The organism is Pseudonocardia sp., from assembly GCF_029263155.1.
Classification (GTDB): domain Bacteria; phylum Actinomycetota; class Actinomycetes; order Mycobacteriales; family Pseudonocardiaceae; genus Pseudonocardia.
Genome location: NZ_JAJCYB010000044.1, coordinates 164,800 through 184,604, shown reverse-complemented (window position 1 = coordinate 184,604; position 19,805 = coordinate 164,800). Strand labels below are relative to the sequence as shown.

23 protein-coding genes are annotated in these 19,805 nt (G+C 72.6%); 16 read left to right on the top strand and 7 right to left on the bottom strand.

What is annotated here, in order from left to right:
- Nucleotides 1–16: 16 nt before the first annotated feature.
- Genes Q1K26_RS08640 through Q1K26_RS08630 form a run of 3 tightly spaced genes read right to left on the bottom strand, consistent with a single transcriptional unit; the run spans nt 17 to nt 1,562 of the window.
- Nucleotides 17–373, bottom strand: a complete 357-nt coding sequence (locus Q1K26_RS08640; protein WP_300009054.1) for an Asp23/Gls24 family envelope stress response protein — start codon at nt 371–373, stop codon at nt 17–19.
- Nucleotides 370–984: an Asp23/Gls24 family envelope stress response protein gene (locus Q1K26_RS08635; RefSeq protein ID WP_300009053.1), complete on the bottom strand. Its 615-nt coding sequence runs from the start codon at nt 982–984 to the stop codon at nt 370–372. Before Q1K26_RS08635 ends, Q1K26_RS08640 begins: the two co-directional genes overlap by 4 nt.
- Entirely contained in the window at nt 975–1,562 is a 588-nt protein-coding gene (locus Q1K26_RS08630) for a sigma-70 family RNA polymerase sigma factor (protein WP_300009052.1), read from the bottom strand. Before Q1K26_RS08630 ends, Q1K26_RS08635 begins: the two co-directional genes overlap by 10 nt.
- A 165-nt stretch (nt 1,563–1,727) precedes the next feature.
- Here Q1K26_RS08630 and Q1K26_RS08625 point away from each other — a divergent pair, with 165 nt between their 5' ends.
- The 9 genes from Q1K26_RS08625 to Q1K26_RS08585 all read left to right on the top strand — a co-directional run bounded on the left by Q1K26_RS08625 (nt 1,728) and on the right by Q1K26_RS08585 (nt 8,971).
- Nucleotides 1,728–1,931: a CsbD family protein gene (locus Q1K26_RS08625; protein WP_300009051.1), complete on the top strand. Its 204-nt coding sequence runs from the start codon at nt 1,728–1,730 to the stop codon at nt 1,929–1,931.
- 101 nt (nt 1,932–2,032) lie between these two features.
- Nucleotides 2,033–2,395 (top strand): hypothetical protein, encoded by a 363-nt coding sequence (locus Q1K26_RS08620; RefSeq protein WP_300009050.1) that lies wholly within the window; start codon nt 2,033–2,035, stop codon nt 2,393–2,395.
- A gap of 96 nt (nt 2,396–2,491) precedes the next feature.
- Nucleotides 2,492–4,009, top strand: a complete 1,518-nt coding sequence (gene tig / locus Q1K26_RS08615; RefSeq protein WP_300009049.1) for a trigger factor — start codon at nt 2,492–2,494, stop codon at nt 4,007–4,009.
- A gap of 166 nt (nt 4,010–4,175) precedes the next feature.
- On the top strand, nt 4,176–4,793 hold the full coding sequence (locus Q1K26_RS08610) for an ATP-dependent Clp protease proteolytic subunit (protein ID WP_300009091.1): 618 nt from the start codon (nt 4,176–4,178) through the stop codon (nt 4,791–4,793).
- Between the two features lie 17 nt (nt 4,794–4,810).
- A complete protein-coding gene (locus Q1K26_RS08605; protein WP_300009090.1) occupies nt 4,811–5,431 on the top strand; it encodes an ATP-dependent Clp protease proteolytic subunit in 621 nt (206 codons plus the stop codon).
- 176 nt (nt 5,432–5,607) lie between these two features.
- Nucleotides 5,608–6,888 (top strand): ATP-dependent Clp protease ATP-binding subunit ClpX, encoded by a 1,281-nt coding sequence (gene clpX / locus Q1K26_RS08600; RefSeq protein WP_300009048.1) that lies wholly within the window; start codon nt 5,608–5,610, stop codon nt 6,886–6,888.
- 169 nt (nt 6,889–7,057) lie between these two features.
- The gene (locus Q1K26_RS08595; RefSeq protein ID WP_300009047.1) at nt 7,058–8,452 is read left to right on the top strand and encodes an OFA family MFS transporter; all 1,395 of its coding nucleotides are present in this window, start codon (nt 7,058–7,060) and stop codon (nt 8,450–8,452) included.
- A complete protein-coding gene (locus Q1K26_RS08590; protein WP_300009092.1) occupies nt 8,449–8,619 on the top strand; it encodes a hypothetical protein in 171 nt (56 codons plus the stop codon). The genes Q1K26_RS08595 and Q1K26_RS08590 overlap by 4 nt, the downstream gene beginning before the upstream one ends.
- 37 nt (nt 8,620–8,656) lie before the next feature.
- Nucleotides 8,657–8,971 carry a DUF6457 domain-containing protein gene (locus tag Q1K26_RS08585; protein ID WP_300009046.1) on the top strand — a complete coding sequence of 105 codons (315 nt, stop codon included), beginning with the start codon at nt 8,657–8,659 and terminating at the stop codon, nt 8,969–8,971.
- 125 nt (nt 8,972–9,096) lie between these two features.
- Here the strand turns inward: Q1K26_RS08585 and Q1K26_RS08580 are convergent, their stop codons facing one another.
- Nucleotides 9,097–9,519: a PPOX class F420-dependent oxidoreductase gene (locus Q1K26_RS08580; RefSeq protein WP_300009045.1), complete on the bottom strand. Its 423-nt coding sequence runs from the start codon at nt 9,517–9,519 to the stop codon at nt 9,097–9,099.
- Nucleotides 9,520–9,796: 277 nt separating this feature from the next.
- Here Q1K26_RS08580 and Q1K26_RS08575 point away from each other — a divergent pair, with 277 nt between their 5' ends.
- Nucleotides 9,797–10,546 carry a hypothetical protein gene (locus tag Q1K26_RS08575; protein ID WP_300009044.1) on the top strand — a complete coding sequence of 250 codons (750 nt, stop codon included), beginning with the start codon at nt 9,797–9,799 and terminating at the stop codon, nt 10,544–10,546.
- A 143-nt stretch (nt 10,547–10,689) separates the two neighbouring features.
- Here the strand turns inward: Q1K26_RS08575 and Q1K26_RS08570 are convergent, their stop codons facing one another.
- Entirely contained in the window at nt 10,690–11,391 is a 702-nt protein-coding gene (locus tag Q1K26_RS08570; protein ID WP_300009043.1) for an FCD domain-containing protein, read from the bottom strand.
- A gap of 116 nt (nt 11,392–11,507) precedes the next feature.
- On the opposite strand from Q1K26_RS08570, the gene Q1K26_RS08565 reads away from it, so the two are divergent.
- The 6 genes from Q1K26_RS08565 to Q1K26_RS08540 are packed head-to-tail and all read left to right on the top strand — an operon-like array spanning nt 11,508 to nt 18,581.
- Entirely contained in the window at nt 11,508–12,035 is a 528-nt protein-coding gene (locus Q1K26_RS08565; RefSeq protein ID WP_300009042.1) for a gluconokinase, read from the top strand.
- Nucleotides 12,032–13,462 carry a GntP family permease gene (locus Q1K26_RS08560; protein WP_300009041.1) on the top strand — a complete coding sequence of 477 codons (1,431 nt, stop codon included), beginning with the start codon at nt 12,032–12,034 and terminating at the stop codon, nt 13,460–13,462. Before Q1K26_RS08565 ends, Q1K26_RS08560 begins: the two co-directional genes overlap by 4 nt.
- A 36-nt stretch (nt 13,463–13,498) precedes the next feature.
- Nucleotides 13,499–16,120, top strand: coding sequence for a valine--tRNA ligase (locus tag Q1K26_RS08555; protein WP_300009040.1), 2,622 nt, complete (start codon nt 13,499–13,501; stop codon nt 16,118–16,120).
- On the top strand, nt 16,117–17,592 hold the full coding sequence (locus Q1K26_RS08550; RefSeq protein WP_300009039.1) for a folylpolyglutamate synthase/dihydrofolate synthase family protein: 1,476 nt from the start codon (nt 16,117–16,119) through the stop codon (nt 17,590–17,592). Before Q1K26_RS08555 ends, Q1K26_RS08550 begins: the two co-directional genes overlap by 4 nt.
- Nucleotides 17,589–17,972: a DUF4233 domain-containing protein gene (locus tag Q1K26_RS08545; RefSeq protein ID WP_300009038.1), complete on the top strand. Its 384-nt coding sequence runs from the start codon at nt 17,589–17,591 to the stop codon at nt 17,970–17,972. The genes Q1K26_RS08550 and Q1K26_RS08545 overlap by 4 nt, the downstream gene beginning before the upstream one ends.
- A gap of 36 nt (nt 17,973–18,008) precedes the next feature.
- The gene (locus Q1K26_RS08540) at nt 18,009–18,581 is read left to right on the top strand and encodes a DM13 domain-containing protein (protein ID WP_300009037.1); all 573 of its coding nucleotides are present in this window, start codon (nt 18,009–18,011) and stop codon (nt 18,579–18,581) included.
- A gap of 75 nt (nt 18,582–18,656) precedes the next feature.
- Here Q1K26_RS08540 and Q1K26_RS08535 read toward each other — a convergent pair whose 3' ends face one another.
- Both Q1K26_RS08535 and Q1K26_RS08530 read right to left on the bottom strand, forming a co-directional pair.
- Complete coding sequence (locus Q1K26_RS08535; protein WP_300009036.1) at nt 18,657–19,490, bottom strand: cytochrome c biogenesis protein CcdA; 834 nt, start codon at nt 19,488–19,490, stop codon at nt 18,657–18,659.
- A 2-nt stretch (nt 19,491–19,492) separates the two neighbouring features.
- Nucleotides 19,493–19,780 (bottom strand): hypothetical protein, encoded by a 288-nt coding sequence (locus Q1K26_RS08530; RefSeq protein ID WP_300009035.1) that lies wholly within the window; start codon nt 19,778–19,780, stop codon nt 19,493–19,495.
- Nucleotides 19,781–19,805: the final 25 nt, after the last annotated feature.

Sequence of the window (19,805 nt, the reverse complement as noted above, 5' to 3'; positions counted from 1 at the left end):
GCGCGGCGGTCGGCGATCAGCCGAGCAGGACCTCGGCCACCGTCACCCGCACCACGACGTCGAGCCCGGTGTAGGCACGCACCTCCGCCGCCACCTCCTGCTGCACGGCCTGGGCCACGTCGCGGCAGTTGTGCCCCAGCCGCGTCGCCAGCGTGATCGACACCTCGGCCGAGCCGCCGCGCACGGAGGCGTGCACGCCGTCGGTCGGGAGCGCGCCGCCCCCGGCGTTCAGCAGCGAGTCGGCGAAGCCGAGCAGCGCCTGGGCGAGATCGGCGCGCAGCGCCACCACGCCGGGCACCCGGCGGGCGCGCTGGGCGGCCACCCGCGCCACCACCGTGTCGCCGACGTGCACCCGCACCACCGGCTCGCTCACCGATCCTCCCCGAACAGGTCCACGACCTCGATGTCCACGCGCCGCACCGGCACCCCCAGTGCCTGCTCGCCCGCCGCGGCGACCATCTGGCGCACCCGCGCCGTCACCGAGGCGAGGTCGACGCCGAACCGCGCCGTCACCGTGATCGCGACGTCCACGGCGTGCAGCTGCCCGGGGTCGCCGGCCAGGGTGTCGGCCACCTGGTCGATCCGGCAGCTGCGCGCCCGCAGCCCGCCCATCCCGTCGACGGTGTGGCGCAGCACCGCGGCGGCGGCCGCGCGGGAGAGCCGGGCCGGGCCGTGCGGTGAGGGCAGGACGATCACGTCGTGCGGGCGCAGCTCGGTGCGCACGGCCACCATGACGCGGTCGAGCACCGACTGCGGCGGCTCGAGCGGCTCGGCGGCCATGCGGTGCACGAGCGCGTCGAGCCCGCGGGCGTCGGCGGCCGTGGCCGTGCAGTGCGGGCAGTCGCGCTCGTGGGCGTCGGGCGTCTCGCCCGCGGCGGCGCGGTCCCAGACGAGCGCGGCGTCCCGTCCGCAGGCGAGGCGGCCACCGGGTTCTGGAGCGCCGGGTTCGGGAGCGCCGGGTTCGGGGGAGGGGTTCACCGCCATGCGCGCATCTCCTCCGCCAGCCTGGTGCGCGCCCGGTGGATCCGGCCGCGCACGGCATCCTCGCCCGCCCCGGTGATCGCCGAGATCTCGGCGTACCCGAGTCCCTCGATCTCGCGCAGCGCCCAGCACACGCGCAGGTCGTCGGGCAGTCCCTGGACGGCGCGGGTGAGCGCGGCCATGCCGGCGTCGCGTTCGGCGGCCCGCTCGGGGGAGTCCTGCGCGGGGGCGGGCGTCTCGATCGTCTCGACCGGGAGGGGCCTGCGGCGCCGCAGCATCCCCAGGCAGCGGTTGGTGACGACGCGGTACATCCACGTCGAGAACGCGGAGTCCCCGCGGAACCTCCCGATCCGCCGCCATGCGTCGAGCAGGGCCTCCTGCAGCGCGTCCTCCGCCTCGCCCCGGTCGCCCATCACGCGCAGCGCGAGCCGGAACAGCGCCTCCTGGTGGCGGCGGGCGAGCACCTCGAACGCGTGCACGTCGCCCTCCTGGGCACGGACGACCAGGGTCAGCTCGTCGAGCTCGCCGGTCGGGGTGCCCGCACGCTCCTCGGCGGCGGCGCGGGGTGCGGGAGCGTGCACGTCCGCTCCCTGGCTCACCTGCACCGCGCTCCGATCAGGGGTTTCCGGGAGTGACACGCGTCACCGTGAGGGCGGTCGGTTCGACGGCGTCAGATCTGGCACGGGACACGGTAGCCGCCGGCATCCGCTGCGGCCGCCCGCGTCCCCCGACCGAAGGGGACTGTCATGAGCTTCGTGGACAAGGCCAAGCACAAGGCCGAGGAGGTCATCGGTGAGGTCAAGGAGAAGGTCGGTGAGCTGACGGGCAACGACGAGCTCCGGGCCGAGGGCCAGAAGGACCAGGTCAGCGGCAACGTCAAGCAGACCGGCGACTCGGTCAAGGACACCGCGTCGAACCTGGGCGAGCGGCTCAAGGGCGACCGGAGCTGACACCGGGCCCAGCGCCCGCGGGCGGTTCACCCGGACGTGCGAGCCGGGGGAGCCGCCCTTCGGCGTCCCCGGACGCCGCACCCGCGGGCTACCCTGCGCCCATGCCCGCTCCCGACCGCGCCGCGTCCGCGGACCGCGCCGTCGAGGACGTCGCCGCCGCGGTACTGGGACACCCCGGGATCGCCCGGCTGGACGGTGGCCCGTTCGGCACGGTCGCCTCCCACCTGCCGGGCAGGCGCAGGGTCGTGGGGGTCCGGATCGGGACCGGCGACGAACCGGTCGAGATCGCCGTCGTCGCCCGGCTCGGTGTCCCGCTGCCCCAGCTCGCCGACGAGGTGGGGGCCACGGTGCGCGACGTGCTCGGGCCGGTCCGGGTCGAGGTGACGTTCTCCGACGTCGTCCCCGCCGTGACCGCGGCGCCCGCCATGGCGGCCGGACGGATGCCGCGTCGCCGGTTCACCTAGACTCGCCCGGACTGCGCACGCGCGGCCACGCCGCGTCGCCGCGGCCCGGGTTCTCCTCGGGTCGCACCTGATCCAGGAATCGAGGAGTACCCCACAGTGAAGAGCACCGTCGAGAGGCTGAGCCCGACGCGGGTCCGGATCAACGTCGAGGTGCCGTTCGACGAGCTCAAGCCGGACTTCGACCGCGCCTACAAGAAGATCGCGCAGCAGGTCAAGGTCCCCGGGTTCCGCCCCGGCAAGGTCCCGGCCCGCATCATCGACGCCCGCCTGGGTCGCGGCGCGGTCCTCGACGAGGTCGTCAACGCCGCCGTGCCCGCGAAGTACGGGGAGGCCGTCAGCGCCGCCGACGAGGTGAAGCCGATCGGCCGCCCCGACATCGAGGTCACCGAGATCGCCGACGGCGAGCGCCTCGCGTTCACCGCAGAGGTCGACGTGCGACCCGAGCTGGCGTTGCCGGCTCCGGACTCGATCTCGGTGTCGGTCGACGACGTCGAGGTCACCGACGAGGCGGTCGACGAGCAGCTGCACAGCCTGCGCGAGCGCTTCGGCACCCTCGCCGGCGTCCAGCGCGCCGCGGCCGAGGACGACTTCGTCCTGATCGACCTCTCGGCCACCGTCGACGGGAAGGTCGTCGAGGAGGCCGCCACCACCGGGTTCTCCTACCAGGTGGGCCAGGGCGGCCTGATCGACGGGCTGGACGAAGCGATCCAGGGTCTGTCGGCCGACGAGGAGACCACGTTCACCTCCACGTTGGTGGCGGGCGAGTACGAGGGCAAGGACGCCGAGGTCACCGTGAAGGTCACCGCGGTGAAGGAGCGCTCGCTACCCGAGGCCGACGACGAGTTCGCGCAGCTGGCCAGCGAGTTCGACACGCTCGACGAGCTCACCGCCGACCTGCGCGAGCGGCTCGGCCGCGTCCGGCGTATGGAGCAGGTCACCGCGGCGCGCGACAAGGTGCTGGAGGCGCTCGTCGACGGCACCGAGGTCCCGCTGCCGGAGAGCATCGTCGCGGCCGAGGTCGACTCGATGACCCACGACGCGGTCCACGGCTTCGACCACGACGAGGACCGCTTCGCCGAGTTCCTCGCCGCCGACGGCAAGTCGCGCGAGGACTTCGACGCCGACGTGCGCTCCGACGCCGAGAAGTCGGTCCGTACCCGGCTGGTGCTCGACGCTCTGGCCGACGCGGAGCAGGTGACCGTCGGCGACCAGGAGCTCACCGAGCGCATCGTCTACCAGGCGCAGCAGTACCAGATGCCGCCCGAGGAGTTCGTGCGCCGCATCCAGGAGGCAGGCCAGCTCGGCGCGATCTACGCCGACGTGCGCCGCACCAAGGCGCTCCTCTCGGCGCTGCGTGCGGCCACCGTCACCGACGCCTCCGGGTCGGCGATCGACCTGTCGGACCTGCTCGGTGACGACGACGACGGCGTCGAGGTCACCGAGGTGCCCGGCGAGGTCGTCGACACGACCGCCGACGACGACGCCGCCGGCGACGACGCGCCCTCCGGCGACGCCGCCGACGACGACGCAGCCGCCGGCGCCGACGCCACCGCCGACGCGACGCCCGCGGGTGACGCGGATTCGACGGAGGACAGGTCGCCCACCGGCGCCTGACCGGCGCCAACACGCCCAGAGCGAACATCCGGCCCGAACGCGGCGGGCGCCGTGCCCGTCCGCGTAGGGTCGACCCGGATCACACGCGAGCTGACGAGAAGGCAGGGTGGAAGTGAGTACCCAAGACACCGGCCCGCGTACGGCGGACCGACCCACCGGTGCGGACATGCGCCGCGGCGGCAACAACACGTCGCTGACGTTGTCCGACTCGGTGTACGAGCGGCTGCTCCAGCAGCGGATCATCGTGCTGGGTCAGCAGGTGGACGACGACATCGCCAACCGGATCGCCGCGCAGATGCTGCTGCTGGCCGCCGAGGACCCGTCGGCGGACATCCAGCTCTACATCAACTCACCCGGCGGTTCGGTGTCGGCCGGCATGGCCATCTTCGACACCATGGAGTTCGTGCCGTGCGACGTCGCGACGTTCGCGATGGGCATGGCGGCGTCGATGGGGCAGTTCCTGCTGTCGGCGGGCGCGCGCGGCAAGCGCTACGCGCTGCCCCACGCGCGGATCATGATGCACCAGCCGTCGTCCGGGGTGGGCGGCAGCGAGTCCGACATCGTGATCCAGGCCGAGCAGTCGCGGCTGCTGAAGCGGGAGCTCGCCGAGCTGATCGCCGCGCACACCGGGCAGACGGTCGAGCAGATCACCGCCGACTCCGAGCGCGACCGCTGGTTCCGGGCGCAGGACGCGCTGGAGTACGGCTTCGTCGACCACGTCATCACGCGGGCGGGACAGCTGCCGGACGGCAACGAGAGCAACGGCGACGGGAGCTCGCAGTGACGATCAACAGCGGGAACATGTACTCACCGCAGGCGCGGTACGTGCTGCCGTCGTTCGTGGAGCGCACCAGCTACGGGGTCAAGGAGTCCAACCCGTACAACAAGCTGTTCGAGGAGCGCATCATCTTCCTCGGCGTGCAGATCGACGACGCGTCGGCGAACGACGTGATGGCGCAGCTGCTGTGCCTGGAGTCCGCCGACCCGGACCGCGAGATCAGCATGTACATCAACTCGCCCGGTGGCTCGTTCACCGCGTTGATGGCCATCTACGACACGATGCAGTTCATCCGTCCCGACATCCAGACGGTCTGCCTCGGGCAGGCCGCGTCGGCCGCGGCCGTGCTGCTCGCCGCGGGCACCCCGGGGCGCAGGCTGGCCGTGCAGAACGCGCGCATCCTCATCCACCAGCCGGCCACCGAGGGCACCTACGGCCAGGTCTCGGACCTCGAGATCCAGGCCGCGGAGATCTCCCGGATCCGCAAGCTGCTGGAGTCCACGCTCGCCAAGCACACCGGCAAGAGCGAGGAGCAGGTGCGCCTCGACATCGAGCGCGACAAGATCCTGACCGCCACCGAGGCGCAGGAGTACGGGATCGTCGACGAGATCATCCAGAGCCGGAAGCTGTCGGCCGTCTCCTAACGAACACCCGGTCGGCACCGGTCCTCACCGCCCGGTGCCGACCGTCCGTCGACTCGTCCCCGAATCGGAGCACGCGGAAGCTCCCCCGGTGACGCATTCGGCGGGTACCGTCACGAGGGCCGCGCCTACCGGGCACGCCGGATGGTCGCGCGAGATGAGATTTGGGGTCTGCACTCATGGCACGCATCGGCGATGGCGGTGACCTGCTCAAGTGCTCGTTCTGCGGGAAGAGTCAGAAGCAGGTCAAGAAACTGATCGCCGGGCCTGGCGTCTACATCTGCGACGAGTGCATCGATCTCTGCAACGAGATCATCGAGGAAGAGCTGGCGGAGGCCGGTGAGGTCAAGCTCGACGAGCTGCCCAAGCCCGCCGAGATCCACGACTTCCTCGACCAGTACGTGGTGGGGCAGGGCCAGACCAAGCGGACGCTGTCCGTCGCGGTCTACAACCACTACAAGCGCATCCAGGCCGGCGACAAGGGCCGGGGGCCCGACGGCGACGGCATCGAGATCGCCAAGTCCAACATCCTGATGCTCGGCCCCACCGGCTGCGGGAAGACCTACCTCGCGCAGACGCTGGCGAAGCTGCTCAACGTGCCGTTCGCGATCGCCGACGCCACCGCGCTGACCGAGGCCGGGTACGTCGGCGAGGACGTCGAGAACATCCTGCTGAAGCTCATCCAGGCCGCCGACTACGACGTCAAGCGCGCCGAGACGGGGATCATCTACATCGACGAGGTCGACAAGATCGCCCGCAAGTCGGAGAACCCGTCGATCACGCGTGACGTCTCCGGTGAGGGCGTGCAGCAGGCGCTGCTGAAGATCCTGGAGGGCACCACGGCGAGCGTGCCCCCGCAGGGCGGGCGCAAGCACCCGCACCAGGAGTTCATCCAGATCGACACCACCAACGTGCTGTTCATCGTGGCCGGCGCGTTCGCCGGCCTGGAGCGCATCATCGGTGACCGGGTGGGTCGGCGCGGTCTCGGCTTCGGTGCGGAGATCCGGGGCAAGAACGAGGTCGACGCGTCGGAGAGCTTCGGCGACACGCTGCCCGAGGACCTGATCAAGTTCGGCCTGATCCCGGAGTTCATCGGGCGGCTGCCGATCGTCGCGTCGGTCACCTCGCTGGACAAGGACGCCCTGGTCAAGATCCTCACCGAGCCGCGCAACGCGCTGGTGAAGCAGTACTGCAAGCTGTTCGAGATGGACGGCGTGGAGCTGGAGTTCACCGACGACGCGCTCGACGCGGTGGCCGACCAGGCCATCCTGCGCGGCACCGGCGCGCGCGGCCTGCGCGCGATCATGGAGGAGGTGCTCCTCCCCGTCATGTACGACATCCCCAGCCGCGACGACGTCGCCAAGGTCGTCGTCACCGAGCAGACGGTGCGCAGCAACGTCAACCCCACGATCGTGCCGCGCACCCCGGCCCGACGCACCCGCCAGGAGCGTTCGGCCTGACCTCCGGCGGGCCCGAGCGCCCGCCTCCGATCGCTGATCCATCCCCGCGACGCCGGGCCCGCACCGCCGGGCCCGGCGTCGCGGGCGTGTGCGTCGCCAGCGGTTGCGACCGTTGCCATGGCAACTTACGTTCGCGCGGTCGTGTCACAGGTTCGTGAGGGGGGTCCACATGGCCGCAGGTTTTCTGCAGCGTGAGCGCATCGTCGCTCCGCCCGGATGGAGCCGGTGGCTCGTCCCTCCGGCGGCGCTGGCGATCCACCTCGCGATCGGTCAGGTCTACGCCTGGAGCGTGTTCAAGCTTCCCCTGACCTCGACGCTGCTGGAGGGCAGCCCGATCGCCGGGACCCTGAGCGCGCTGCCGTTCACCCTCGGCATCGTCATCCTGGGCATCTCGGCGGCCGTGCTCGGGACCAAGGTCGACGAGAACGGGCCGCGCTGGGCGATGGTCCTCGCGACGGTCTTCTTCTCCGGTGGGTTCCTGGTCTCCGCGCTCGGGGTGGCCATCGGGCAGTACTGGCTGGTCGTGTTCGGCTACGGCGTGCTCGGCGGCATCGGGCTGGGCATCGGCTACATCTCGCCGGTCTCCACACTGATCAAGTGGTTCCCCGACCGCCCCGGCATGTCGACCGGCATCGCGATCATGGGCTTCGGCGGGGGAGCGCTGATCGCCTCGCCGCTGACCAACCAGCTGCTGGTCACGTTCGGCGGCGCGGGCGAGAACGCCGCCGCCGGCGGCATCGCGCAGACCTTCCTCGTCATGGGGCTGATCTACGCGGTGTTCATGTCTCTGGGCTGGTTGCTGATCCGGGTGCCCGCCGAGGGCTGGAAGCCCGCGGGCTGGGATCCGGAACAGAAGTCGGGCAAGAGCATGGTCACCACGGCGAGCGTGTCGGCCAACAACGCCATCCGCACCCCGCAGTTCTGGTTGCTGTGGGTGGTGCTGTGCTTCAACGTCACCGCGGGCATCGGTATCCTGGAGCGGGCCGCCCCGATCTACCAGGACTTCTTCCCCGACGCCACCAGCCCCCAGGCGCTCGCCGCCGCGGCGGCCGGGTTCGTGGCGCTGCTGTCGCTGGCCAACATGCTGGGCCGGTTCATCTGGTCCTCGGCCTCCGACGTCGTCGGGCGCAAGAACGTCTACCGGATGTACCTCGGCGTCGGCGCCCTGCTGTACCTGACCATCACGCTGACCACCAACACCAACAAGGTCCTGTTCCTGGCCTGCGCGCTGGTGATCCTGTCCTTCTACGGGGCGGGGTTCGCCACCGTGCCGGCCTACCTGCGCGACCTGTTCGGCACCTACCAGGTGGGCGCGATCCACGGCCGGTTGCTGACCGCCTGGTCCACCGCGGGCGTGCTCGGCCCGGTCATCGTCAACGCGATCGCCGACGCGCAGATCGCCGCCGGCGTGGAGGGCCCGGGCCGCTACACCCTCGCGTTCAGCATCATGATCGGGCTGCTGGTCGTCGGCTTCATCGCCAACGAGCTGATCCGGCCGGTGTCCGAGCGGTTCCACGAGCCCACCGAGACATCGACCAGCGCAACGGCGGGAGCACGCTCATGAGCACCGAGTCCGGTACCAGCACCTCCACGCAGTCCGCGGACGGCGGCTCCGACGAGGGCAGGCTGCACCCGGCTCTCACCGCGCTCGCCTGGCTGTGGGTCGTCGTGCCCTTCGGCTACGGCTTCTCCCAACTCGTGATCAAGATCCCGGCGCTGTTCGGGAGCTGAGCGGGCGGGGTGCGGCGATCGCGGCTACGGTCGGGTCATGGCTGCTAGCGATGATGCGAACGCCCTGACCGACTGGCTGGCCGCGGTCTCGCGGGAGCTCGGCCTCGGCGACACGGTGGAGGCCGACGGGCTCGTCGACACGGTGCTCGACATGACCGCGGACGTCGCGCACGACGTCAGCCGTCCGGGCGCGCCGGTCACGGCGTTCCTGATCGGTGTCGCGGCCGGGCGGGCCGAGGACCCGGCCGTGGCCGCCCGCGACTTCGCCGGGAAGATCAGCAAGCTGGCGCAGGGCTGGGGGAGCGACGCCGAGCGGGGCGTGCCCGCCAACGACCAGGAACAGCGCGGGTAGCACCTGTTCGACGGCCGGGCCCGGTTGCGCGCACGACCGCCATCGTCTCGTCGCGCGCGCTGCTCGTCGCTGCCGCCCGCGGCGGAGCGGGAGGACCCCGGGGGAGAGCCGGCGATGCCGCCGGGTCAGCCGGTCATGTCGAGCTGGGCGATCACCTTCGTGGGCGTCAGGCGGACCAGCAGCTCGCCGGGCACGCCGTTGCGCCGCCCGAACTCCTCGGCGCGCTCGGCGCCCATGTAGCGCCCGCCGATCTCGGTGGCCGACCGGACCAGCTCGGCGGGCTCCTCCGAGGTCGACGCCACTCCCTGGATCTGCACGAACCCGAACGGCGGCACCTCGGAGTCGACGCAGAGCACCAGGCGCGGGTCGCGCGCGATCGCCCGGCCCTTGGCGGTGTCGCGGCCGGTGTTGAACAGCAGGTCGTCGCCGTCGACGACGAACCAGATCGGCGCCACCAGCGGGCGACCGTCGGCGGCGACGAAGCCCAGCTTGCCGGTGCGGGTGCCCTCGGACAGGAAGGTGCGTACCTCGGCAGTCAGCTCAGCCATCTGGTGAGCATAGGGAACGACACCCGGGTGCCCGTGCCGGAGACCCCGGGCGGTCTGGTGCCCGCCGCGTACCTTCCGGTCACCCGCGCACGTCCCGACATACGCGCACGGCCGGAGGGTGCGCGTCACCGGGGGTCCGCGACCGGCGATCGGGTCGGTCCTCGGCGCGGTGGGCGCGGTGCCGGCGACCACCCGGCGTCGTCGGTCGGAGCCGCGCGCGACGCCCCGGCTGTCGTTTACTGTTGGGTCCGGAGTGGGTGTCGGAGGGAGACGGGCGATGCGGACGGTCTGCGGGTGGGCGCGTCGGGTGCAGGGGCTCGTCCGGTCCTGGCGGCCGGCCGCGGTGCCGGTGTCGGCGGTGCGCCCGCTGGCCGCCGGGCGCAACCCGCTGCTGAGCGACCGGATCGGTGACCAACGCCGGGCCGGGGTGAAGCTCGACCAGGTCGACGGCACCACCTGCGGCAGCGCGGTGCTCGTCGCGCTCGCGGCCTGGGCGGATCCGGCGGAGATCCGGCGCCTCGACGGGCCGGACGGTGGTGGCACCGACGACCGGGCGGCGGTGGGCGGGTCGTACGGGATCGCGACGGCGCCCGCAGCGGGCGTCAGCGCCGGGTTCGGGGTGCGCTACGACGCGCGGCAGAAGCAGATCCACCGCGAGTCGGCGCGGTTCTGGCCCCGGGCGCTGGGCACGCCGCCGTGGGGCATGGTCACCTGGCTGCGCCGCAACGTCCCGTCCGCCGGGCCGTACCGCGTGCGACTGGTCGACGACGCCGACGCCCGTGACGTCTCCGCCCTGATCGGGGCGGTCGGGGTGGCGCTCAAGGTCGGACGGCCGGTACCGCTGCTGGTCGGCACGGTCGTGCCCCGGCACTACGTGATGGCGCTCGGAGCCCACGAGGACGGCTGGACGGTGTACGAACCCACGAGCGGTCAGGTCCGCGTGCTGGATCTGGACCTGCTGCGCCGCCGCGCACTGCGCCAGGTCCTCGGCTTCGACCGCCTGCACGCCGCCCTGCTCCCCAGCTGACCCCCGGGGGTTTCGCGCGCCGGTTGGTGTCTCGCGTGCGGAACGGAGCCTCGCGCGCTGCCGGTGGCGCGCGAGACGCGGTTCGGCGCGCGAGAGGCGGCCTGCGCAAGGACGCGCCCACCCGAACCCGGCACGGGCGGCCGTCAGCGGGGGTGTGGGTCGCCGTCCAGCATCGCGTCCGCGGCCTCGGAGATGATCGCCTCCATCGCCCGGCGGGCGGCGGGGGCGTCGCCGGACTGCACCGCCTGGGCCACGTCGGCGTGCAGCCGGATCGCGGCGGGTTCGGGCGTGGCGGGCATGAGGCCGTGGTGGGTGCGTCCGGCGAGGACCTCGGCGACGACGTCGGCCAGCGCGGCGAGCATCTCGTTGCCGGTGGCGGCGAGCAGCGTGCGGTGGAACACGACGTCGGCGGCGAGGTAGGCCTGCAGGTCACCCGAGCGGCCATGGACCGCCATGTCCATGACGGCACCGGTCAGGAGCCCGCACTGCTCGCCGGTGGCGCGCTGCGCGGCGTACGCGGCGGCCATCGGCTCGAACCCGGCCCGCAGCTCCGAGAGCGACCGCAGCTGGGAGTCGCGGCCCGGTCCGGCGAGGCGCCAGCGGATGACCATGGGGTCGAAGACGTTCCAGGCCGTGATCGGCGCGACCGTCGTGCCGACGCGCCGCTTGCTGGCGACCATGCCCATCGACTCCAGCACGCGCACGGCCTCGCGGACGACGGTGCGGGACACGCCGAAGTGGGCCTCCATCTCCTCGGCGCGGAGCACCGCGCCTTCGGCGAGCTCGCCGGAGGCGACCAGCAGGCCGAGTCGGTCGAGGAGGTCGGCGTGCAAACCGGTGGTCATGCGCCGAATGATGTCACCTTTGGGCGCCCTGTGTACATAAATACGATGTGAATCGATACAGTATTGCATAAATAGTATTTAAAGTGGATGCTGAGCATCGTCCCGAGGAGGCAACGATGCCCATCCATCCCGTACCCGATCCGCCGCTGCTCACCGTCATGGGAGTGTCCGGCTCGGGCAAGACCACCGTCGGCGCCGCGCTCGCCCAGCGCCTGCGCGTGCGGTACGCCGACGCCGACGACTTCCACCCGGCCGAGAACGTCGAGAAGATGTCGGCCGGTGTCCCGCTCACCGACGACGACCGGCTCCCGTGGCTGCACCGCATCGGCGAGTGGCTCGCCGCGCACGCCGCGGGCGGCGGCGTCGTCAGCTGCTCGGCCCTGCGACGCAGCTACCGCGACGTGCTGCGCGCCGCCGCACCCACCCAGCTGTTCGTGCACCTGCACGGGAGTCCCGAGGTGATCGCCCGCCGCGTGGCCGGGCGGCCCGGGCACTTCATGCCCGCCAGCCTCGTCGACTCCCAGTTCGCGACGCTCGAACCGTTGGGCGCCGACGAGCACGGCCTCACCCTCGACCTCGACCGCCCCGTCGACGACCTCGTCGACGGCTACCTCGCCGCCACCGCCGCCGGAGGCAAGCCATGATCACCACCGTGCTCGCCCAGGACGAGTTCGTGCCCGTGTACGGCACCGGGCCCCTGCTGCTCATCGCCGTCGGCGCCGTCGCCCTGCTGCTGGTGCTGATCATGGCGCTGCGGCTGCACGCCTTCGTCGCCCTGATCCTGGTCAGCCTGCTCACCGCGCTGGTCGCGGGTATCCCGGTGGCCGACGCCGTGCCGACGCTGCTCGCGGGCTTCGGCACGACGCTGGCCAGCGTCGCGCTGCTGGTCGGGCTCGGGGCGATGATCGGAAAGCTGCTGGAGGTGACCGGCGGTGCCCAGGTGCTGGCCGACACGCTGGTCAACCGGTTCGGCGAGCGGCATGCCCCGCTCGCGCTGGGCGTCGCCTCGCTGCTGTTCGGCTTCCCGATCTTCTTCGATGCGGGGTTCGTGGTGTTCCTGCCGCTGATCTTCAGCGTCGCCCGGCAGTTCGGCGGTTCGGTGCTGATCTACGCATTGCCCTCGGCCGGCGCCTTCGCGGTGATGCACGCGTTCGTGCCGCCGCACCCCGGTCCGGTCGGGGCCTCGGAGATCCTCGGGCTGGGCACCGACCTGGGTCTGGTTCTCGTCGTCGGCCTGCTGATCGGGCTGCCCACCTGGTACATCGCCTCCTACCTGTTCGGTCGCTGGATCGGGCGGCGGGTCGACGTGCCCGTGCCGAGCCTGCTCTCCGACGAGGATGGCGACGGCGGCGGCGGGAGCACCCTGACACGGACCGGGCAGCGCACCGCGCCGAAGTTCGGCACCGTGCTGAGCCTGCTGCTGCTCCCGCTGGTGCTCATCCTGCTCAACACCGGGCTGAACACGCTGGCCACGGCCGGGGTGGTCGACGGGGACGCGGCCACGGTCGGCGCGCTGCGGCTGCTCGGCCAGACCCCCGTCGCGCTGCTGATCACCGTGCTGGTGGCGATGTACGTGCTGGGCCGCGAGCGATTCAGCCGCGCCGAGGTCGAGAAGATCGTCAACTCCTCGCTCGGCCCGGTCTGCGCCATCATCCTGATCACCGGCGCCGGTGGTGCGTTCGGCGGCGTGCTGCGCACCAGCGGCATCGGCGACGCGCTGGCCGGGAGCCTGTCCGACATCGGGCTGCCGGCGATCGTGGCCGCGTTCCTGATCGCCACCGCGCTGCGGGTCGCGCAGGGCTCGGCCACGGTCGCACTGACCACCACCGCCGGTCTCATCGCGCCCGTCGTCGGCGCGCAGGGGCTCTCCCCGCTGCAGATCGCGCTGATCGTCATCGCGATCGCCTGCGGCTCCACGGTGCTCAGCCACGTCAACGACTCCGGGTTCTGGCTCGTCGGGCGGTTCCTGGAGATGGACGTGAAGACCACGCTGAAGACCTGGACGGTGATGGAGACGTTGATCGGGCTGGTCGGTTTCGCGCTGGCGTTCACCGTCAGCCTGGTCCTCTAGGAAACCCTGTCGGGGGTGGCTCGTAGACTTGGCAGGGTGACCGACACCCTTCCTCCCCGTACTGCCGACCTGCCCGCCCAGTGGAGTCCGGGCGAGGTAGAGGCGAGCATGTACCAGGGCTGGGTCGACGCCGGTTACTTCACCGCGGACGCCACCTCCGACAAGCCGCCGTTCTGCATCGTCATCCCGCCGCCCAACGTCACCGGCAGCCTGCACATCGGGCACGCCTTCGAGCACACGCTGATCGACGTCCTGGTCCGGCGCAGGCGGATGCAGGGCTACGAGACGCTCTACCTGCCCGGCATGGACCACGCGTCGATCGCGGTCCACGCGCTGGTCGAGAAGGCGCTGGCCGAGGAGGGCACCAGCCGCCGTGAGCTGGGCCGCGATGCGTTCATCGAGCGCACCTGGGAGTGGAAGGCCGAGCACGGGGGCGCGATCCTCGCCCAGATGCGGCGCCTCGGCGAGAGCTGCGACTGGAGCCGCGAGCGGTTCACGATGGACGCCCGGTCCAACCGCGCGGTCCTCACGATCTTCAAGAGGCTCTACGACGAGGGCCTCATCTACCGCGCGGAGCGGATGGTCAACTGGAGCCCGGAGATGCGCAGCGTGCTCTCCGACGTCGAGGTCGACCACGTCGAGGTCGCCGGCGAGCTGGTCTCCATCCGCTACGGGGACGGCGACGACGCGATGGTCGTGGCCACCACCCGCGTCGAGACGATGCTCGGCGACACCGCGGTGGCCGTGCATCCCGACGACGAGCGCTACGCCCACCTGGTCGGCCGCGAGATCGAGCTGCCGCTGGTCGGGCGCATGATCCGGGTCGTGGCCGACGAGCACGTGGACCCGGCGTTCGGCACCGGCGCGGTCAAGGTCACCCCGGCCCACGACCCCAACGACTTCGAGATCGGCCGCCGCCACGACCTGCCGATGCCCTCGATCATGGACGAGTCCGGGCGCATCGCGGGCACGGGCACCGAGTTCGACGGCATGGACCGGTTCACCGCGCGCGTGAAGGTCCGCGAGGCGCTGGCCGCGCAGGGCCGGATCGTCGCGGAGAAGCGGCCCTACCTGCACAGCGTCGGGCACTCCTCGCGCGGGAGCAAGGAGCCGATCGAGCCCCGGCTGAGCCTGCAGTGGTTCGTCAAGGTCGGGCCGCTGGCGCAGGTCGCGGGCGACGCCGTCCGCAACGGGTCGGTCACGGTCCACCCGCCGGAGATGGAGTCCCGCTGGTTCGCCTGGGTCGACAACATGCACGACTGGTGCATCTCCCGCCAGCTCTGGTGGGGCCACCGCATCCCGGTCTGGTACGGGCCCGACGGCGAGATCGTCTGCGTCGGCCCCGACGAGGAGCCGCCCGCCGGGTACACGCAGGACCCCGACGTCCTCGACACGTGGTTCTCCTCGGGGCTGTGGCCGTTCTCCACGCTCGGCTGGCCCGACAAGACCCCGGACCTGGAGAAGTTCTATCCCACGTCGGTGCTGGTCACCGGCTACGACATCCTCTTCTTCTGGGTCGCCCGGATGATGATGATGGGCCACTACGCGATGGACGGCGAGCGGCCCTTCGACACGATCGCCCTGCACGGCATGGTGCGCGACGCGCACGGCAGGAAGATGTCCAAGTCGGCCGGCAACACCGTCGACCCGCTGGCGTGGATGGACGCCTACGGCACCGACGCGGTGCGGTTCGCGCTGGCCCGCGGGGCCAACCCGGGCACGGACATGCCCATCGGCGACGACGCCGTGCTCGCCGCGCGCAGCTTCGGCACCAAGCTGTGGAACGCCACGCGCCTCGCGCTGGCCAACCACGCCTCGCCGGCCCTGCCGCTGCCCACCTCGCCGACCGACGCCGACGCCTGGATCCTCGGCCGGCTCGGGCAGGTGCGGGAGCAGGTCGACGCGCTGCTGGAGGACTACCAGTTCGCCAAGGCCACCGAGGCGCTCTACCACTTCACCTGGGACGAGTTCTGCGCCTGGTACCTGGAGCTGGCCAAGCCCCAGCTCGCCGACGAGGCCACCGCCGACGGCACGCGGGCGGTGCTCGGCCACGTCCTCGACGCGCTGCTGCGGCTGCTGCACCCGGTGATGCCGTTCATCACCGAGGCACTGTGGCAGCCGTTGACCGGGAGCGAGTCGATCGTGGTCGCGCCGTGGCCGGTCGACGCGGGCCGCCCCGTCGACGACGGCGCCGCGGCCCGGATCGTGGCGCTGCAGAAGCTGGCCACCGAGGTGCGGCGCTTCCGCACCGAGCAGCGGGTGCCCGACGCCCGGCGCGTCGCGGCGCGCCTGGTCGGGCTCGACGAGGCCGGGCTGGGGGCGCACCGTGCCGCCGTCGCGTCGCTGGTGCGTCTCGACGCGCCCGGCGACGACTTCGCCGCCACGGCCACGGTCGAGGTGGCACTGGGGTCCGCCACGGTGCACGTCGAGCTCGACACGTCCGGTGCCATCGACGTGGCCGCCGAGCGGGCGCGCCTGGGCCGCGACCTCGCGGCCGCGCAGAAGGAGCTCGACGCCGCCGACAAGAAGCTGGGCAACCCGAAGTTCGTCGACAACGCACCCGCCGCCGTCGTCGACGGGATCCGCGCGCGGCGCGCCACCGCGGTGGCCGACATCGAGCGGGTCACGGCACGCCTCGCCGCCCTGCCGTCGTCGTGACGGGGCCGCACGAGGACCGTCCCGAGGGCGAGGGGGACGTCCCCGACCCCGAGGAGGCGGTGATCTCACACGTTCTCGACGCCATCCGGGGGGCCGACTCGCCCTCGGTGATCCCCGAGACCTCCGGCGTGGTGGATTTCGCCGAGTTCCTGGCCGTCGAGGCCGAGCTGGACCGGCGCTGGCCCGAGACGGTCATGGAGCCCTCGCTGGACCGCATCGCCGCGCTGGTCGACGCGCTCGGCGAGCCGCACCGCGGATACCCCGTGGTGCACCTGACCGGCACCAACGGCAAGACGTCCACGGCGCGGATGGTCGACGCCCTGCTCACCGAGATCGGCCTGCGCACCGGCCGCTACACCAGCCCGCACCTGCAGCGGGCCACCGAGCGGATCAACATCGACAACCGGCCGATCACCCCGGAGCGGTACGTGGCCGTCTACCGCGACGTCGAGCCGTTCCTCGACATCGTCGACGCCGAGCTGGGCAGGCTCTCCAAGTTCGAGGTGCTCACCGCGATGGGGTTCGCGGCCTTCGCCGACGCGCCGGTGGAGGCCGGGATCGTCGAGGTCGGGCTGGGCGGGCGCTGGGACGCCACGAACGTCGCCGACGCGACGGTCGCCGTGATCACGCCGATCGGGCTCGACCACGCCGAGTACCTGGGCACCGACGTCCTCGGCATCGCCCGCGAGAAGGCCGGGATCATCAAGCCCGGTTCGGTGGCGGTGCTCGCCACCCAGGACCGCGAGGTGGCCGAGGTGCTGCTGGAGCGATGCGTGGAGGTCGACGCGCAGGTCGCGCGCGACGGCGCGGAGTTCGGGGTGGCGCAGCGCGAGGTCGCCGTGGGCGGGCAGCGGATCGCGCTGCGCGGGCTCTCGGGTATGTACGACGACATCGTCCTGCCGCTGCACGGCGAGCACCAGGCGGCCAATGCGGCGCTGGCCCTCGCGGCGGTGGAGGCCCTGATCGGGGCGGGCCCGAAGCAGCCGATCGACCCCGACGCGGTGCGGGCCGCGTTCGCCCGGGTGGCGTCGCCGGGGCGGCTGGAGCGGCTCGCGGCCGGGCCGGGCGTGCCCACGGTGCTCGCCGACGCCGCGCACAACCCGCACGGCGCCCGGGCGTTGGCGGCCGCGCTGCTCGGCGAGTTCCGGTTCACCCGGCTCGTGGGTGTGGTCGGCGTGATGGCCGACAAGGACGCCCGCGGCATCCTCACCGAGCTGGAGCCGGTGCTGGCCGAGGTCGTCGTCACGGCCAACTCCTCGCCCCGGGCGATGGACGCCGACGAGCTGGGCGCGCTGGCCACCGAGATCTTCGGGTCGGAACGGGTCAGCGTGGAGCCCGTGCTCGCCGCCGCTGTGGAGCAGGCGGGGGAGCTGGCCGAGGAGGGCGGCGAGTCCGGCGTCGGCGTCGTCGTCACCGGGTCGGTCGTCACGGTGGGCGAGACGCGCACGCTGTTCGGTAAGGAACCCACGTGAGTGCCCCCGCGCCCGACCCGATGAAGGGCATCCGGGGGGTCTTCGCGGCCACCCTCGTCCTGGAGTCGATCGTCGTCGCGCTGGCGCTGCTGGTGCTGCCGAAGTTCGGCGACGGTGCCACACCGCTGGGCGTCGCGGTGATCGCGGCGGTGGCCGTCGCGATGATCGTCGCCGCGGGCTTGCAGCGGCGGCCGTGGGGGCTCGCGCTCGCGCTCGCGCTGCAGGTCGCGGTGCTGCTGTGCGGGTTCCTCGTCCCGGCCCTGGCGATCATGGGCCTGGTCTTCGTGCTGGTGTGGGCCGGGCTGCTGTTCCTGCGCCGCGACGTGGCGCTGCGCATGGAACGTGGCGAGCTGCCCGGCCAACAGGTCTCCGACTCGTAAGGGACACCTCCACCGTTCCCGGGCAGGATCGGCGCCGTGCACATCCTCCGTCGCCCCCCGGTGCTCGCCGGTCTCGCCGTCGCCGCCGCGCTGCTCGTCGTCGCGCTGGCGGTGTTCCAGCCCTGGAAACTGTTCGTCGACCGCACGGTGGACGAGGCGCCGCCCGTCGCCGCAGCACCGGTCGCGGCCGCGCCGGTCGACCCGCCTGCGGTCGTGGCCGAACCCGAACCCGAACCCGAACCCGTGGCCACCGGGCCCGTGGAGCTGGTGCGGGGCGAGTTCATCTCCCACGAGCACGCCAGCAGCGGATCGGTGGTGATCCTGGAGCTGGCCGACGGGTCGCGGGTGCTGCGCCTGGAGGACCTCGACACCAGCGACGGCCCCCTGCTCAAGGTGTGGCTCACCGATGCACCCGTGATCGAGGGCACGGACGGCTGGTACGTCTTCGACGACGGCGCGTACGTCGACCTGGGCGAGCTGAAGGGCAACATCGGCAGCTCGAACTACGAGATCCCCGCCGACGTGGACCTCGACGCGCTCACCAGCGTGAGCATCTGGTGCGAGCGGTTCAGCGTGTCGTTCGCGGCGGCGGAGCTGCGGCCGGTCTGACCGCACCGGCGTCGTGTGCACGACACCGGCATCCGGACGCCGGTGCGGCCACCACGACGCCGGTGCGGTGGCCCGTCACTGCGCCCGCACCCGGCGCAGGGTCAGGGCCGCGATGCCCGTGGCCAGTACCGCGGCCACCGCCAGCAGCCCGCCCGCCCCGAGCCCGGCGATCAGGTCGGCGACCGCCGCCTGGACGTCGATCGCGGCGGCGACGACGGGGTCGGCCGGGTCCCCGCCGGCGAGCGACCGGATCTCGATCCAGCCGTACCAGGCGACGTAGGCCCCCGCGACGACCAGCAGCGCACCCCCGGCCCGGCTGATCACCGCACCCGCGTGCCGCAGCGTGCCGACCGCCCGCGCGCTCGCCAGGGCGACGGCCAGCGCCACGGCGAGCACGACGACCCCCATCCCGAGCGCGTAGGCGACGAACGCCGCCCCGACGCCCAGCGGGCCGCCGACGCGCAGCGACCCGGCCACGACGGCCAGGAACGGCGCGATCGTGCACGACAGCGACGCCAGCGCGAACGAGACGCCGTAGCCGATCTGCGACCACCAGCGCCGGGTCGGGGCGGATCCGTGCCCGGCCAGCCCGGGGATCGCGAGCGTCCGACCGGCCAGCAGCCACGCGCCCAGCACCACGAGCACGACCCCGACGAGCACGGTGACGACCGGCAGGTAGCGCTCCAGCGACAGGGCCAGCGGCGCAAGCACCACCCCCACCAGCCCGAACACGGCCACGAAGCCGACCGTCATGCCCGCGGAGAAGCGCAGCGCCCGCAGCACCGCCCCGGTGCGCCCGCCGCCTGCGACGAGCAGCCCGAGGTAGGCCGGCAGCAACGCGAAACCGCACGGGTTGAACGCCGCCACCGCGCCCGCGACCAGTGCGAACGCGAGCGCGGCGGGGTCCATGCTCAGCCGGCCGAGGGGGTCTGCAGCAGCGCGTCGGCGGCCGCCCGCAGCTCGTCGACGTCGCGGCCACCGCGCGAGACCGTGACCGTGCCGTCGGCGGCGATGTCGGCGAACGCGGGCTGGGCGACCACGCCGAAGCCCTGCCACAGGGCCCCGTCCTCGTCGACGACGTGGGTCAGCGCCCCGGTGCCGGTGTCGGCGACGAACCCGCGCATGTCGGCGAGCTCACCCCGCCCGGGGACGCCCACGAACCGCACCCGTCCCTCGTACTCGGCGGCGACCGCCGCCACGCCGGGCCCCTCGGCCCGGCACGTG